Source organism: Streptomyces sp. ME19-01-6, from assembly GCF_033793745.1.
In the GTDB taxonomy this organism is placed as follows: Bacteria; Actinomycetota; Actinomycetes; order Streptomycetales; family Streptomycetaceae; genus Streptomyces.
Window position 1 is genome coordinate 141,537 of the sequence record NZ_JARAXF010000003.1, and the last position, 14,690, is coordinate 156,226.

At 71.1% G+C, this 14,690-nt stretch carries 11 protein-coding genes, 1 tRNA gene and 2 pseudogenes; 7 read left to right on the forward strand and 7 right to left on the reverse strand.

All coding sequences use genetic code 11. From position 1 onward, the window contains the following. Positions 1-4: 4 nt before the first annotated feature. The 4 genes from PV419_RS07145 to PV419_RS07160 form a co-directional block, all read right to left on the reverse strand. Positions 5-1,297, reverse strand: coding sequence for a homoserine dehydrogenase (locus PV419_RS07145; protein ID WP_319687545.1), 1,293 nt, complete (start codon positions 1,295-1,297; stop codon positions 5-7). Positions 1,298-1,392: 95 nt separating this feature from the next. Continuing rightward, on the reverse strand, positions 1,393-2,784 hold the full coding sequence (lysA, locus tag PV419_RS07150; protein WP_319686884.1) for a diaminopimelate decarboxylase: 1,392 nt from the start codon (positions 2,782-2,784) through the stop codon (positions 1,393-1,395). Between the two features lie 19 nt (positions 2,785-2,803). After that, entirely contained in the window at positions 2,804-3,826 is a 1,023-nt protein-coding gene (gene nrtL / locus PV419_RS07155) for an ArgS-related anticodon-binding protein NrtL (protein ID WP_319686885.1), read from the reverse strand. Between the two features lie 142 nt (positions 3,827-3,968). Then, entirely contained in the window at positions 3,969-4,388 is a 420-nt protein-coding gene (locus PV419_RS07160; protein WP_415925247.1) for a response regulator, read from the reverse strand. 244 nt (positions 4,389-4,632) lie between these two features. On the opposite strand from PV419_RS07160, the gene PV419_RS07165 reads away from it, so the two are divergent. Continuing rightward, positions 4,633-4,704 (forward strand) — tRNA-Arg (locus PV419_RS07165). An 887-nt stretch (positions 4,705-5,591) separates the two neighbouring features. On the opposite strand, the gene PV419_RS07170 is transcribed toward PV419_RS07165, so the two are convergent. Together PV419_RS07170 and PV419_RS07175 are read right to left on the reverse strand one after the other, a co-directional pair. Further along, complete coding sequence (locus PV419_RS07170; protein ID WP_319686887.1) at positions 5,592-6,989, reverse strand: amino acid permease; 1,398 nt, start codon at positions 6,987-6,989, stop codon at positions 5,592-5,594. A 207-nt stretch (positions 6,990-7,196) separates the two neighbouring features. Then, the gene (locus PV419_RS07175) at positions 7,197-7,742 is read right to left on the reverse strand and encodes a TerD family protein (protein WP_415925248.1); all 546 of its coding nucleotides are present in this window, start codon (positions 7,740-7,742) and stop codon (positions 7,197-7,199) included. A gap of 103 nt (positions 7,743-7,845) precedes the next feature. On the opposite strand from PV419_RS07175, the pseudogene PV419_RS07180 reads away from it, so the two are divergent. From PV419_RS07180 to PV419_RS07200, 5 genes and pseudogenes are all read left to right on the forward strand, one after another. Then, positions 7,846-8,095 (forward strand): annotated as a pseudogene (locus PV419_RS07180) (DNA-binding protein); the annotation flags it as partial. Between the two features lie 282 nt (positions 8,096-8,377). Next, positions 8,378-8,581, forward strand: coding sequence for a cold-shock protein (locus tag PV419_RS07185; RefSeq protein ID WP_020120296.1), 204 nt, complete (start codon positions 8,378-8,380; stop codon positions 8,579-8,581). A gap of 211 nt (positions 8,582-8,792) precedes the next feature. After that, positions 8,793-9,341 carry a GIY-YIG nuclease family protein gene (locus PV419_RS07190; protein WP_319686890.1) on the forward strand — a complete coding sequence of 183 codons (549 nt, stop codon included), beginning with the start codon at positions 8,793-8,795 and terminating at the stop codon, positions 9,339-9,341. 107 nt (positions 9,342-9,448) lie between these two features. Next, entirely contained in the window at positions 9,449-9,679 is a 231-nt protein-coding gene (locus PV419_RS07195; protein WP_319686891.1) for a CopG family transcriptional regulator, read from the forward strand. Next, positions 9,676-10,074: pseudogene (locus PV419_RS07200) on the forward strand (PIN domain-containing protein); the annotation flags it as partial. The gene PV419_RS07195 and the pseudogene PV419_RS07200, both read left to right, overlap by 4 nt. A gap of 536 nt (positions 10,075-10,610) precedes the next feature. Here PV419_RS07200 and PV419_RS07205 read toward each other — a convergent pair. Continuing rightward, positions 10,611-12,311, reverse strand: a complete 1,701-nt coding sequence (locus PV419_RS07205; RefSeq protein ID WP_319686892.1) for a TIGR04141 family sporadically distributed protein — start codon at positions 12,309-12,311, stop codon at positions 10,611-10,613. 194 nt (positions 12,312-12,505) lie between these two features. On the opposite strand from PV419_RS07205, the gene PV419_RS07210 reads away from it, so the two are divergent. Beyond that, positions 12,506-14,626: an N-6 DNA methylase gene (locus tag PV419_RS07210; RefSeq protein WP_319686893.1), complete on the forward strand. Its 2,121-nt coding sequence runs from the start codon at positions 12,506-12,508 to the stop codon at positions 14,624-14,626. Positions 14,627-14,690: the final 64 nt, after the last annotated feature.

A 14,690-nucleotide genomic window follows, 5' to 3' on the forward strand; every position in this document is an offset into this window, starting at 1 on the left:
TCCCCTACTCGCCCTCGACCCGCATGATGCTGGCGACACCGCGGACGGTGTCCAGCCTGCGCAGCGCCTCGACGGTCGCCGTCAGAGCGGCGTCGCTCGCCCGGTGGGTGACGACCACGAGGGACGCCTCGCCGTCCTTGCCCTGCTGGCGGACGGTATCGATGGATACGCCGTGCTCGGCGAAGACCGTGGCCACCTGAGCAAGAACCCCGGGTTTGTCGGCGACGTCCAGACTGATGTGGTAACGCGTGATCACATCGCCCATGGGGCTCACGGGCAGCTGGGTGTACGCGGACTCGCCCGGCCCGGTGGTCCGGGCGAGCTTGTTCCGGCAGGCGGCGACCAGGTCGCCGAGGACCGCCGAGGCGGTCGGCGAGCCACCGGCCCCGGGCCCGTAGAACATCAGCCGGCCGGCGGCCTCGGCCTCGACGAACACCGCGTTGTACGCCTCGCGGACGGAGGCGAGGGGATGGCTCAGCGGGATCATGGCCGGGTGCACCCGGGCGGTGACCGAGCGGCCGTCCCCGGCGCGCTCGCAGATCGCCAGCAGCTTGACCGTGCAGCCCATGCGCTTGGCGGAGGCGATGTCGGCGGCGGTGACCTCGGTGATGCCCTCGCGGTGCACATCATCGAGGGTGACGCGGGTGTGGAAGGCGATCCCGGCCAGGATCGCTGCCTTCGCGGCGGCGTCGAAGCCCTCCACATCGGCGGTCGGGTCGGCCTCGGCGTACCCGAGCGCGGTGGCCTCGTCCAGCGCCTCGCTGTAGCCGGCGCCACTGGAGTCCATCCGGTCCAGGATGAAGTTGGTGGTGCCGTTGACGATGCCCAGGACCCGGTTGACCTTGTCCCCGGCCAGGGACTCGCGCAGCGGCCGCACCAGCGGGATCGCGCCCGCGACCGCGGCCTCGTAGTACAGGTCCGCGCCGCGCTCCAGCGCGGCCGCGTGCAGCGCCGCGCCGTCCTGCGCGACCAGCGCCTTGTTCGCGGACACCACGCTGGCGCCGTGCTCGAAGGCGGTGGTGATGAGGGCACGGGCGGGCTCGATGCCGCCGATGACCTCGACCACGACGTCGATGTCGCCGCGTTTGACCAGTGCGGTGGCATCGGTGGTGATCAGCTCGGCCGGAACCCCCTCGCGCACCCGCTTGGGGCGCCGCACGGCGATCCCGGCCAGCTCGACCGGGGCGCCGATGCGCGCCGTGAGGTCCGCCGCGTGCGTCGTCATGATGCGCGCCACCTCTGAGCCGACCACTCCACAGCCCAGCAGCGCCACTTTCAGCGGACGCGTACGCATCATCCGACCTCGCTTCTCATCCATCTAGGTGGTACACCAGTCTCACTCACTGGACGGGACTTTCTATCCCCGGTCCAGTATCCGAGATTTGTTTCTCGCTAGCCGACATCGAGCCGCAGGAGATCTTCCTCCGTCTCGCGCCGGACGATCTCGCGCCCCTGCCCGTCCTTCACCGCGACGACGGGCGGGCGGAGCGCGTGGTTGTAGTTGCTCGCCATCGAGCGGCAGTACGCGCCGGTGGCCGGGACCGCGATCAGGTCCCCGGGCGCCAGGTCGGCGGGCAGGAAGGCGTCCCGTACGACGATGTCGCCGGACTCGCAGTGCTTGCCGACCACGCGGGCGAGCATCGGCTCGGCGCTGGACGTACGGGAAACCAGCGCCACCGAGTACTCGGCGTCGTACAGCGCGGTACGGATATTGTCCGACATCCCGCCGTCGACACTGACGTAGGTCCGCAGCGCCGGCAGCTCCTTGACCGTCCCCACCTCGTACAGCGTGAACGTGGTCGGCCCGGCGATCGCCCGCCCCGGCTCCACCGACAGCCGCGGCACGGACAGCCCCGCCGACTCGCACTCCCGGTGGACGATGTCGCGCAGCGCCTTGGCGATCTGATGCGGCTCGCTCGGGTCGTCCTCGGAGGTGTACGCGATACCGAGGCCGCCGCCGAGGTCGATCTCGGGCAGCTCGACCCCGTGCTCGTCACGGATCTCCTTGAGCAACCCCACCACCCGGTGGGCCGCCACCTCGAAGCCGGAGGTGTCGAAGATCTGCGACCCGATGTGCGAGTGGACGCCGATGAGCTCCAGCCCGTCGAGCTTCAGCGCCCGCCGCACGGCCTCCGCGGCCAGCCCGCCGGCCAGCGGAATGCCGAACTTCTGGTCCTCGTGAGCGGTCGCGATGAACTCATGCGTATGCGCCTCGACGCCGACGGTGACCCGGATCTGGACGCGCTGCCGCTTGCCGAGCCGCTCCGCGATGTGCGCGACCCGCACGATCTCCTGGAACGAGTCCAGCACGATCCGCCCCACCCCGGCCTCGACGGCCCGGCGGATCTCCGCCTCGCTCTTGTTGTTCCCGTGCAGGGCGATGCGCTCGGGCGGCATCCCGGCCGCCAGCGCGGTGGCCAGCTCCCCGGCGGAGCACACGTCGAGGTTGAGCCCCTCCTCGTTCAGCCAGCGCACGACGGCGCGGCACAGGAACGCCTTCCCTGCGTAGAACACGTCGGCGTCCGCCCCGAACGCCTCCCGCCAGGCCCGGCAGCGGGCCCGGAAGTCGGCCTCGTCGAGGAAATACCCCGGCGTCCCGAACTCCTCGGCCAGCGTCTTCATATCCACCCCGCCGACGGTGACCACGCCGTCGGCGTTGCGGCCGACCGTACGGGCCCATACGCGCGGGTCCAGGGCGTTGAGGTCGGTGGGCGGCGCGGTGTAGTGCCCCTCGGGCAGCACATCGGCGTAACGGGGCCCGGCGGGGTGTGCGGAACGGCTCATGGCGTCTCTCTCAGGTGTCTCACAGATGTTCCGGTGCGCTGATGCCGAGCAGGTGCAGGCCGCCGGCCAGCACCGTCCCGGCGGCCTCGGCGAGGGCCAGCCGGGAACGGTGGGCGGCCGAGGGTTTCTGCTCGCCGCGGGGCAGGGGCGGGCACGCGTCGTGGAAGCGGAAGAAGGCGTCGGCGGTGGCCTCGAGGTGCCGGGCGAGCCGGTCGGGGGCACGGTGGCGGGCGGCGGATTCGAGGAGGCGGGGGTAGTCGCCGAGGAGGGAGACGAGGGCGGCTGCGGTGGGGTGGTCGTACGCACTGTCGGGGTCGCTGTGAACCCCCAGCTCCCGCCCATTCCTCAGCAGGCCCCGCACCCGGGCATGGGCATACCGCACCCGGAACAGGGCGTTGCTCTCCCGCTGGGCGAGGAGCCGACCGGGATCGAGATCGGGCAGATCGTGCGCGGCGGCCCGCAGCAGGGCCCAGTGGGCGGCGTCGGAGCCGAGCCGGCTGAGCAACTCCTCAGCACCAAGCCCAACGCCCCGTACGCCCAGCACCTCACCGCCGTCAGCCACCTCGGCCTCTCCACCACAAACGTCCACGAGCCGCAGCACGACGGCCCGGACGACGGCCCCCCGCACGTCCCGTCCCGGCGCAAGCCGCACCGCGGGGGTCCCGGCCAGCGCGTCCGAGCGCCCGTAGGCCTCTCCACGCTCCAGCACGCCCCGGACCAGTTCGGCATGGCCGCCGGGCTCGACGGTGATGTTCAAAAACCCGGGCCCGGCGATCTCCACCGCCGCGATCCCGGCCGTACGCACCAGCCGCCGCCGCAACACCTCGGCCACCCGCAACGCAGCCGCGGGCCCCCCGCCCTCGGCCCCGTCGATGCTTCCGGCGAGCTGAAGCGCCACATTCGTCGCGTAATCCCCACACCCCGCCCGCCGCGGAGTCTGCACCTTCACCCGCTCCGGCACCACGGCCACCCGCAGCTCGTCGGCCTCGACGGCACGACGCACGGTCTGCAGCACGGTGCGGGAGAGCTGGGCGGGTGTCACGGCACAAGCGTATGGGAGGAGGGGGGCGCCCCCGCGAATGGGTTTCGCCCCTCGGACGACGACCGAACACGGGGACCCGGACAGGACGCGGGGACCGGGACAGGGGACAGCCCGCCCCGGCCCCGCGCCCAGGCCCACGGACTCAGCCCGTGGGCCCTCCAACGGGCTCCGCGTCCCCGGGCGCCGCCGCGGCGGCGCCCGGCGTCATCAACCGACGCACCAGCTTCACCAGCGCGGCGGGGTCAAAGGGTTTCGCGAGGAACGCATCCACCCCCGCGGCCCTGCCGCTATCCACTTCGTACTGCGTACACGCGCTGATGATCGCTACGGGCACATGACACGTACGCGCATCGGCACGTAACCGGGACGCCGCGTGCAGCCCATCCAGTCTGGGCATCACGACATCGAGAGTGATCACATCGGGCCGCACCTGGTGAACGATCTCCAGGCACTCGGCACCATCGGCCGCGGTCACGACCTCGAAGCCCTCAAGCTCGAGGTTGACCCTGATCAGCTGCCGGATGACCTTGTTGTCATCAACAACAAGGACCCGGCCGGACAAGCCAGGCACATCTCGAAGCGTAGGCGCGCACCCAGCGCTGCGTCCGGGTTTTGCCCACTTCCGCCACGTGCGGGGGACCTTTAAGCAAGACGCCACCACCGAAGCCCCCGATGCGATATGCCCCCCTCCGCTCCCCACCCGGGCCCCCGCCGGCCACCCCCTCCACCCACCCCCGAAAAGCGTTCATGACCACCCCGAGCAAGCTGGTAGGGTTCTACCCGTCGCCGCAAACAACAGCGACAGCGCCCCCGTAGCTCAGGGGATAGAGCAACGGCCTCCGGAGCCGTGTGCGCAGGTTCGAATCCTGCCGGGGGCACTTCAAGTGAAGTGCCAGAAGACCCCGCCACCAGCCAAGACGCTGGATGCGGGGTCTTGTCGTATGTGCAGCCGGACGCCGCCGAATGCAGCCCCATGACAGTGATCACGTTGTCATAGCGTGATGATCTTGATGCGCTTCCCCGCAGGTCAGCGGGCGTTTTCGGTGCCGTCTCAGAGTAGTTGCCGGACATGACGAAAGCCCCGGATCGCTCCGTGGCTCGCGTCGGCCAACGACAGTCAGGGCCGTTTCACTTTTCGGGGTCGTGCCCCTTTCTCCTCCGGTTCTTCCTCTCCGAGGCCCTTCATGATCCGGTCGTTCATCTCCCAAGGCCGCGCGGAACGCCGCCTCGGCACCACTGAGCGGCTCCGCAGTCAGCCTCCCGCGCCCATCCGTCCACACCTCGACCCGGGCACCTGCCCGTCTCTCGTGCGGCACCCTGGCCTGACCGATACGCGCCGAGCCGTCCGGCGCGGTCCAGCGCACCGTGGCCCACACGCGGGGGACGACGTCCGACTTCATGGCCCTGGGCGCCGGCACATCCTCCGTGAGCACGGCCGTGACGGACCGCCGGTCTGCCCGTTGTCGTTCGAGGTCCCGGTCCGCCGCTCCGGCCGTGACCAGACCCGCGACCGGGCCACCCACGACGACGAGAGCGATGACGTCACTGCGTCGCCGAAGCGGGTTACTCCGCCACCACCACCAGCGCACCCTCGCCGAGCGTGCCCTTGCCATCGGTCGACGCCCCCTCGTGAATACCGACAGCCCCTGTTCCAGGGTCGCGCCGGGAACGTGTCCAAGCGCTGGCCCGACACTCCCTGCACACCCGTCACCCAAGCACTGTCAGGCTCCGGTGACAGGCGGCAAGCTGCGCCCCGTCCGCACGCTCAGGCCGCCTCCGCCCGCGCTTCGACGTCCTCGATGCCGGTCGGCCGACCGGCGCGGTTCCACCGCAGGTACAGCCCGCCCGCGATCAGCAGCGTGGCCACCATCGACAGCACCGGCCAGCCGCGCAGCAGGTTCACCACCAGGGTGAACGCGACAGCCGCCGCGGCCAGGCCGTTGACCCAGGCCAGAGCCGGCTTCCGCTCCCGCCTCGCGAAGCGGGCCATGGCGACCAGGCCGACCAGGAAGCTGACGAACACGGCGACCGCGTAGAAGAGCACCAGCTCCTGCTCCTGACCCGCCGCCGCCACAATGATCACCGCGGCGGCGGCCAGGTACACCACGACCGACCAGTACGGGGTGTGATGGCGGTTGGTCCGGCCGAGCACCGGCGCCAGCACCCCAGGCTTCTCGGCCGTGCCGGCCAGCGCCTTCAGCAGACCGGGGCCCGCCTGGAAGGACGAGCTGGCCGCGGCGAGCAGCAGCAGCGAGCTGGTCAGCTGGAAGGCGCCATACAGCCAGCCGGGTCCGGCCGCGGCGTGTGCGATGTCCGCGATCTGCGTGGAGTCGGCGCCGGGGATGCCGATGTGCAGCCGGACCGCGAGCGCGGTCAGCGCCAGCGTCAGCCCGCCGACGATCACCACCAGCAGCGCGAGCGTGCCACGGCCGAAGCGACGCCGGTGTGTGTCGTCGAGCTGCCCGAGCTGGGCGATCGCGGTCGAGGGTGCCTCGACGCCGGTAGCCAGCGCCATCGCCACCGGGAAGGCCAGGACCACGGCGAGCATCGCGGAGTGGCCCGGGTCGGTGGTGGCGACCGCGTGGCCCGTGGCGTGGGGCGAGGTGAAGCCCAGGACGAGAACGGCCACGGAGATGACGACGAAGGCCACGGTCATCACCGCGAACAGCAGCCGCCCGCCGTGCCCGAACCACGTCAGCCCGGCCACCACCACCAGCAGCACCAGCGCCAGCGGGATGCGGACCGGCGCCAGGGCCGGGAACAGGGCGATCACCGCGCTGGCCGCGGCGGCGATCGAGATGCCGATGGTCAGCACGAAGTCCACGACAAGCGCGCCGATCGGCAGGAACGTCCACCGGGCGCCGAATGCCCGCCCGGCCGCAGCGGCCGCCCCGCCGCCCTTGGGGAATCGGCGTACCAGCTGCCAGTAGTTGGCGGTCACCACGACGACGAGGCCAATGACCAGGCTCATGGTGGGCAGCAGCAGCGCCAGGTCACCGTCGAGGGCGCGCAGCGCCGCCTCGATCGCGTACGCGACGGAGGACACCGGGTCGGCGATCACCGCGAAGGCGAACGCGAAGAAGAGTACGGAGCGGCGCGGTGTACGGCCGGGCACCGTGTGAGGGGCGGCCGTGGTCACGGCAGCCTGGCGGGCGGCGGTCATCCGAGGACCTTTCCTGAGCGGAGAGTCGAAACGACATCGCCGACCAGACTTCCCGGCACACCAGTGGCAACACTACGTCAGGAGAGCGTCAGTGAGCCGTCAAGGATGCGTTAAACCCGATCACAGCTCGGGCCGGTGAACCCCGCCGCAGCCGAGCGATGGCTCGCGCGCATCGCCGCCCTGCGACAGGGGAGCACATGATCAGCGTCACTGTACGGCGCTGCCCATCTCCGCGGCGAAGACCACCGGGTCGCTGTCGAACCCCCGGACCATCTCGCGCAGCTCCCAGGCCCCGGAGTCCTCCCGGACGAACTCCGCGACCGTCGCGGCAGTGGCCCCGGCGACGCGCGTGAAGTCGTCCGCGAGCAGTTCCCTGTACCCCTCGACGACCAGCACCCCGGCGTTCGATATATCGCCGAAGGCCCGGGGGCCGCCGTCCTGGTGGATGGCCACGCCCACGACGACTCGCCCATAGGAGGACGCCAGCCGCTCGAACTCCAGGACCATCACCTCGACAAAGCCGAAGCCCAGGCCGGTCTCACTGTGCCGACTCATGTTGATCGTGCCGTCCGGCGACCGGCTCTCGGAGTGGACGACGTACACCGGCCGCCCATAGAGATCGTCCGTCGAGTAGGTCGCGGCAATGATGTCGAGATGGCGAGGCGCCTCGCCCAGGGGACTCGGATCCCACCGCAGCCTTACCTCGACCTTCCCCAGCCCCTCGCCGACGCCGCTCACGCCGCCTCCCCGCATCAAGCCACCACGAGACGCCCCCGCAAGGTCAAGTATGGCTTACGACCAGCACTTTGATGCCCCGTTAACGGCGTGGGCTGTGGGAGAGCGGAGCGAGCGCCGCGTGACCCGCTCCCCCGCTGCCCCCGGAGGCACCCTCGTGCTGGACAGCGAGGGCCTGGCCAAAGCAGTCCTGCGGGACCGCCCAGTCATCGCTGGCTCGCCCTCGCCCGCGCCGACGGCCTACGCGTGATCACTTCTGCGGTCACCCTGGTGGAGGTCGTCCACTCTCGAATCAACCGCCCGGCCCCCTGTCCCGCCTGGTCGTCGAACCGGTCACCGAGCCGATCGCCCGCCACGCCGCCGCACTCCTCCTCACCTCCGACCCGGAGGACCGCAACGCGACCGTCCCGTGCGTTTCAGCGAGGTTCCGCTGAGGCAGCCGATGTCTGGAAGCACACCGGCGCTGGCGCCGTTCTGATAGCGGCTGCCACCCCGCGGGTGTAGCGTGGTGATCCAGCAGTCGTGGTTCCGAAGTCCCGTTCGCCCGTGATCGCCATCACGGGCGTTCTTGCCTTTCAGCGCCTCTCCGGACCAGGGCGATCACCTCCCGGGCACGCAGGGTGCGGGCCCGGTTTCCCTCGAAGGAGACGGCCATGGCCAAGGGCACTGTCAAGTGGTTCAACAGCGAGAAGGGCTTCGGCTTCATCGAGCAGGAGGGCGGCGGCCCCGACGTCTTCGCCCACTACTCCAACATCGCCGCCCAGGGTTTCCGCGAGCTGCAGGAGGGCCAGAAGGTCGAGTTCGACGTCACCCAGGGCCAGAAGGGCCCGCAGGCGGAGAACATCCGCCCTGTCTGATCCCCGCTGCAACAAGGCCCGGCATACCGACTTGAGGCCGCCGGGCCTTGTCGCCTGCCGTGTCCGAGCAGCAGGCCAGTGTCCCAGACCGAGCCTGGGCCGTCGCCAGGTACGGGTCAGGCCCGCTAAGACTGCACCGCCTGTCTGATCAAGCTGCGGGGTGATGCCACAGGCGGTGACAGCTCCGCTCCCTCGCGCCTAGGGTGCGCCCATGCTCGACGACGCAACCGTTCAGCGGGCCACAGCCAATCTGCTCTCCGCACCCCATCCCCTCGGGCGCGCGGCTGCCGCCCTGCCCACTACCGCAGGCGTGTACGCCTGGTGGGCGCCCCCCGAAACCCTGGCCTCCTTCCCCGGACCGGTCAATACCGGCGATGCCGGACAGCGACTGCTCTACCTGGGCAAGGCGGGCCGCCTGCGGTCCCGCGTCGCCTCCAACCACCTGAGGGACTCCGGACGGTCTACCCTGCGCCGAACCCTGGCCGGACTCCTCATGCCCACCGAGAGCTACCGCACCACCTGGACCGACCGCGTCGTCCTGGTCCCCGAGGACGAACAGCGCCTCACTCACTGGATGCGGCAGCACCTCACCCTCACTTGGAGCGAGCACCCCGACCCGGTCCCGCTGGAGAAAGAGCTGATCTCCCAACTGCACCCACCTCTGAACGTCGAGGGAGCGGAGCATGGCGCCTCCCGGGACGGCGTCAAGCAGGCACGAGCCTTCTACTACGCCAGTGCTGGCCCGCGGCCGGACAAGTAGCCGGCGTAGTCCATTCGTCCGGGCCCGTATGCCTCGGCGGCTGCCCTGCGCGCGGCGACCGGCGGCGAGTGCAATGAGCGAGCCCTACCGGCAAGTACTCGATCACCATGCCGCGCGACATCGCCGAGGCCGCCAAGGCCCGCAGCGGACTCTCCGGCCTGTCTGCTTACGTGGCTGCCGCCGTGGCCTGCCAGATCGAGCGCGACAACCTCAACGAACTCATCACCGTCGCCGAGGCAGAGCACGGGCCCGTCACCGACGATAAGATCCAGGCCCTGCGTGACCAGCTCCACCAGGCCCGTGACAACCAGGCGTCGGGCGGAGCGAGCGCCGCGTGAGCCGTTCTCCCGCCGTCCCCGGTGGCACCCTCGTGCTGGACGGCGAGGGCCTGGCCAAGGCGGTCCTTCGCGACCGTACGGTCACGGCCTGGCTGGCCCTGGCCCGCGCCGACGACCTACGGCTGATCACCTCCGCGGCCACCCTGGTGGAAGTCGTCCACCCGCGGATCAACCGCCCGGCCCTGGAGTGGACTCTCTCCCGCCTCGTCGTCGAACCGGTCACCGAGCCCATCACCCGCCACGCCGCCGCACTCCTCGCCGACGCCGGCCTGCACGGCCACAAGTACGCCATCGACGCCATGCTCGGCGCCACCGCCCTCGCCGCCACCGGCCCCGTCACGATCCTCACCTCCGACCCGGAGGACCTCACCGCGTTGTGCGGCGGACGCGCCACGACAGCCGTCTGCATTCACGACCAGGTGCGGCCGGGCACCCCGCGCAACCGATCCGGGACCCTGAGGACTCACCACCGGTCCGCACACGCAGGGCTGCGATTCCAGAGCGTCGCAGCCCCCACGCCGAGCACATCCGGGCCAGGAACAGCGGCGCCGCCTTGGCTTTGGTACGCGCCGGCTGCCCGAGCCGACCTTCGCCCGCTCCGGCAGCGGCCGGCAAGCCCTCGCGGCGTTCCGCTCGCAGGTCCACCGTCGGAGTCCTGCCAAGTCCTACCCTCCGGCCGACCCAGCTCCTCGCGTGGAGCAGGGCCGCGGTGCCAGCGCTCCGGCACAGCACCGGCAATGGGCCTCTCACCCGCCCACGCCGCGAGCCGGAACCTCATCACGGGTACACGCCCGCCACTCACGTTCGCCCCAGGCGCCGCTTGGCCTCACGGTCAAGCGGCGGGGTGGTGGAGGTGGGCTTCGGCATCGTCAGTCGTAGACCAAGCAGGCGATCCGTACGCTGAGGGGCTAGATGTGTGTTGAGGTCCCCGCTACGCGGCCAGGTGGCGGATTCCCGCCCGGCTAGGAGGCACCGCCGTGGCCTGGATCCCGATGACCTCGACTTCGACGCCCCAGGCCTCAAGGAGCTTGGCCGTCTGCACGAGGGTGACCTGGGAGAACGGGAACAGCGTGTCGGCGGTGAGGTCGGTGCCGTCCTTCAGAAGGATCGCGAAGACGACCCTAGACGGCCGGAAACCCTCCGGCAGAGGCCGGCCGGGCCGGGCCGCAGCCACCTTCCGGGCGAACCCGTCCCCGGCCTCCGGCGAGTGCAGCAGGGTCTGTACGGCGACGACGGCCTGACCGAACAGATGGCTCAGCGCGTCGGAGCCCTTGGCCCGCTTCACCATGACCAGGACGTCGTCCGGGCTCAGCAGGTCGCAGATCTCCACACCGTTGCCCCGGTGCAGCGCGGTCCGGACGTTGTCACGGTCGAAGCAGACGTACCCGGGCCGCAGGTCGGGCACCGACTCGTTGTAGTTCCGCTCCTTGTCCCCGAGCACCCAGGCCGGAAGGTCGACCGAGGGCGTGTTGGTGATGAGCCGCTCCACCTGCGAACGGATCGCCTCCAGGTACGCCTCACCGATCTCGTACCACTGCCCGTCCAGCAGGAAGAACCGGCGGGCACCGAGCGCCACCTCCGCCTCGATCCACCGCAGCACGCTCGACGTCCAGATGACGTCGCCCTTCTCCGCCCGGGTGTGCGCGTAGAGGGTGACCGTGCCGTCCCGGAGCGCGGCGAAGCGCGTGCCGGGCCTCTGCACGCGGGCCCGGTCGAGGACGTACTCCAGGCTGAACTCGTCGCTGAGGCGCGCCGCCGTGCTGCGCTTGTGCACCTTGATGGCGAACGCCTGGGCGGCGCCGTAGTCGTCCCAGTGATCGGAGGGGACGGCGACCGCGATACGTCCGTCCGGTACCTCGCCCAGCATGTCGTCGAGCCGCTCCTCCAGCCGCGTGACGAGGCCAGCGCCCTTGACCGGGACGATGTGCTCGACGAACTCCAGTTCCGGAGCCGGGGCCTCGTCCCGACGGACACGAGCGATGGCCCGGATGTCCGCGACCAGGTCCGCGGCGTCGATGCCGAGGCGCATCCGCAGCCCAGTACCGCCCTCGACGCTGGAGACCTTCGTACGGCTGTCCTGAGCGATCGTGAGCTCGATCCCGCCCAGCCGGCCGCCCAGCCGCCGCACGATCTGCGCGTGCTCCTGGACGCCCAGGCTCCAGACCGGAGCGCCGCCGGGCACCAGGGTGATGTCGGTCCGGCCGCCGCCCGGTGTATGGGAGACCAGGTCCCGGATCTGGGCGGGGTCCACCCTGCGGATCACGAAACTCAGTCCGAACCGCCGGTCCTTGACCTGGTCGGGCACCAGGCGGAAGCCCTGGTCGTAGCCGATGGCGTACACCTCGCCGTCGACCGCGAGCATCAGTAGCCCAGCCGAGCGGTTCACCGGCCGCGACACCTCGCACCCGGTCGTGCGGTGGATCTCGCCACACCAGGTCGCCACCGGCTGCTCGAAGCTGCCCGTGACCAGCAGCGCCGGAACGCCCAACCGCTCCTCCGGGACGTGCAGTTCCGCGTCAACGGCTTCGAGCCGAGCCGGGTCGAGGGCGTCGAACATCGCGTCGACCGTGGGAGCGACACCCGTGAGCCGGTACAGGGTGCGCTTGGACGTGCCGGAAGTGCTGGTGGCCATGGTGCCGCTCCATTCGAATCAACGTGTTGTGGGCAGGGGGGAGCCCGGGAGGCCCGGGGAAGCCGGGAGCCGAGTGAAAGCACAACCAGTAGAGCGACAACTGAAAGCACTGTCAAATACTTCACAGCGGTTGGGTGTCGGTATAGGGTGAAGCCGTCCAGCACGCCCGCCCCCACGTCACCCGGCAGGAGCCCATGAACCAGCAGGCCAGTGCCTTCGTGACCGCCGCCGACATCTCGCGGCTAGCCGGAGTCACCCGCGCCACGGTGAGCAACTGGCGTCGTCGGCATCCGGACTTCCCGGCCCCTGCGGGAGGCACGGACACCAGCCCCACCTACGACCTCGATGCCGTCCGCGCCTGGCTCTCCGCCCGTGGCCAACTCCCCGAGGACACACCGGCGGACCGGCTTCGCACCGCGCTGCGCACCCACCCCGGCGACGGCGAACTGGCCCTGCGCCTGCTCCCTGTGGTGCTCGCGGCTGCCCGGCTGGACCGGAGAGAGCGCGAAGCCCTTCCCGAACTGCGTGACGACGCACTGCTGCGATGGGTCGGGTCAGCTGCGGACGACGGAGCCCAGGACATCCCGGGAACCGAGGACGCCGCATACGGCCCCGAGGCGTCCGGGCCGCTGAGGGCCTTGTTGCAGTGCGTCGTCAGGGATGGCGCCGAGGCTGCGACGGATGTCCTGGCCGAACGCCTGCTGGAGGACACGGGGGGCACCGGCACCTACCTCACGCCGCGCCCCTTGGCCGACCTCATGGCCCGGCTCCTGACCGACAGCGCAGGTGCTTTCCCCGCGAGCGTTCTCGACCCCGCGTGCGGTACCGGATCGCTGCTCGCCGCTGCGGCATCCGCTGGCGCGACGGCACTGCACGGCCAGGACGTCCTGGCCGCCCAGGCCGCCCAGGCCGCCGTGCGGCTCCGGCTGAGCGCCCCCGAGGCGGCGATCTCCGTACGTACGGGGGACAGCCTGCGTGCCGACGCCTTCAAGGGCCTCACCACGGACGCCGTCCTGTGCAATCCCCCGTACGGGGTGCGTGATTGGGGACACGACGATCTGGCGTACGACCAACGCTGGGCCTACGGCGTGCCTCCCAAGGGCGAGCCGGAACTCGCCTGGGTCCAGCACTGCCTGGCCCACCTCACCCCCCGCGGCCGTGCCGTACTACTCATGCCACCCGCCGTCGCGGAGCGCACCGCCGGCCGGCGCATCCGGGCTCAGCTCGTACGCGACGGAGCCCTCCGCGCGGTCGTCTCGCTTCCCCAGGGCGCGGCCACCCCGCTCCACATCGGCCTGCACCTGTGGGTGCTCGAGCGCCCCGAGCCACAGGCTGAAGCCCCGGGGACGGTCCTGCTCGTCGATGCCGCCGCCGAGATCCGAGATCTCGACTGGGACGCCGTCAACGACACCGTGCTTTCGGCGTGGCGGCCCTATCTCGACGACCAGGACGGCTTCACGGGAGCCCCAGGTATCGCCGCCGCCATGCCGGTCACCGACCTCCTGGACGAGGCCGTGGACCTGACCCCGGCCCGCCGCACCCGGACGCCTTCCCGGCAAGCACTCCGCCCCGCCCTGCTGGCCCGGCAGGCATCGGAGCTGTACGACCAACTCCGCGAAGCGGCAACGCACTTGGTCGGCCTGAGCGCCGAGGGCGAATGGCCGCCGGCCGACGACCGGCCCCGCGACTGGCGCACCGCAACGGTTGCGGACCTTCTGCGCGGCGGCGCTCTCAGCCTTCTCCACACCGCGTCCCCGGCCCGGCGGACCCGTAGCGGCCAACCGCTGTCGCAGCCCGAGCCGGAACCCGCCGCATGGCCGGCGCTCACGGCTGCCGACGTCTTCGAGAACCGGCCCGCCTCCGGAACGGAAGCGGACCTTCCCACCGGCGTCGCCCTGCCGCTGGTCCAGGAAAGTGACGTGCTGCTCACGGAGATCCTCCGCGCGGGACGCGCGGCCGTGGCCCGGGTCGTCGAGCCGGGCGAGGCCGGCTGCTTCCTGGGGCCCCACCTCCTCCTCTTCCGCCCGGACCGGCGTCGGCTCGACCCATGGTTCCTGGCCGGATTCCTCGCGGCGGAGCAGAACGTCAACGCCGCCGCCACCGGCACATCCCTCGTCCGGGTGGACCCCCGGCGACTACGCGTTCCCTTGCTCCCGCTCGCCGAACAGCAGCGCTACGGCGCCGCCTTCCGCCGTCTGCACGAACTGCGCACCGCCGCCCGCCGTGCCGACCAGGCCGCCGAGGAAGTCACACGTCTCCTCGGCACCGGCCTCACCGGCGGCGCGCTGTTGCCGGACGGTCACGGATCGGCGTGAAACGTGCGGCCCGGCACCACAAACGACCAGACTTGACGTCTCTGTCCCGCTGGGACGGCGAACA

Bases quoted from the DNA above. Each gene is read 5' to 3' on its own strand.
- PV419_RS07145 (WP_319687545.1), bottom strand. From the start codon at position 1,297: ATGATGCGTACGCGTCCGCTGAAAGTGGCGCTGCTGGGCTGTGGAGTG.
- lysA (WP_319686884.1), bottom strand. From the start codon at position 2,784: ATGAGCCGTTCCGCACACCCCGCCGGGCCCCGTTACGCCGATGTGCTG.
- PV419_RS07170 (WP_319686887.1), bottom strand. From the start codon at position 6,989: ATGACCGCCGCCCGCCAGGCTGCCGTGACCACGGCCGCCCCTCACACG.
- PV419_RS07175 (WP_415925248.1), bottom strand. From the start codon at position 7,742: ATGCGGGGAGGCGGCGTGAGCGGCGTCGGCGAGGGGCTGGGGAAGGTC.
- PV419_RS07185 (WP_020120296.1), top strand. From the start codon at position 8,378: ATGGCCAAGGGCACTGTCAAGTGGTTCAACAGCGAGAAGGGCTTCGGC.
- PV419_RS07190 (WP_319686890.1), top strand. From the start codon at position 8,793: ATGCTCGACGACGCAACCGTTCAGCGGGCCACAGCCAATCTGCTCTCC.
- PV419_RS07195 (WP_319686891.1), top strand. From the start codon at position 9,449: ATGCCGCGCGACATCGCCGAGGCCGCCAAGGCCCGCAGCGGACTCTCC.
- PV419_RS07205 (WP_319686892.1), bottom strand. From the start codon at position 12,311: ATGGCCACCAGCACTTCCGGCACGTCCAAGCGCACCCTGTACCGGCTC.
- PV419_RS07210 (WP_319686893.1), top strand. From the start codon at position 12,506: ATGAACCAGCAGGCCAGTGCCTTCGTGACCGCCGCCGACATCTCGCGG.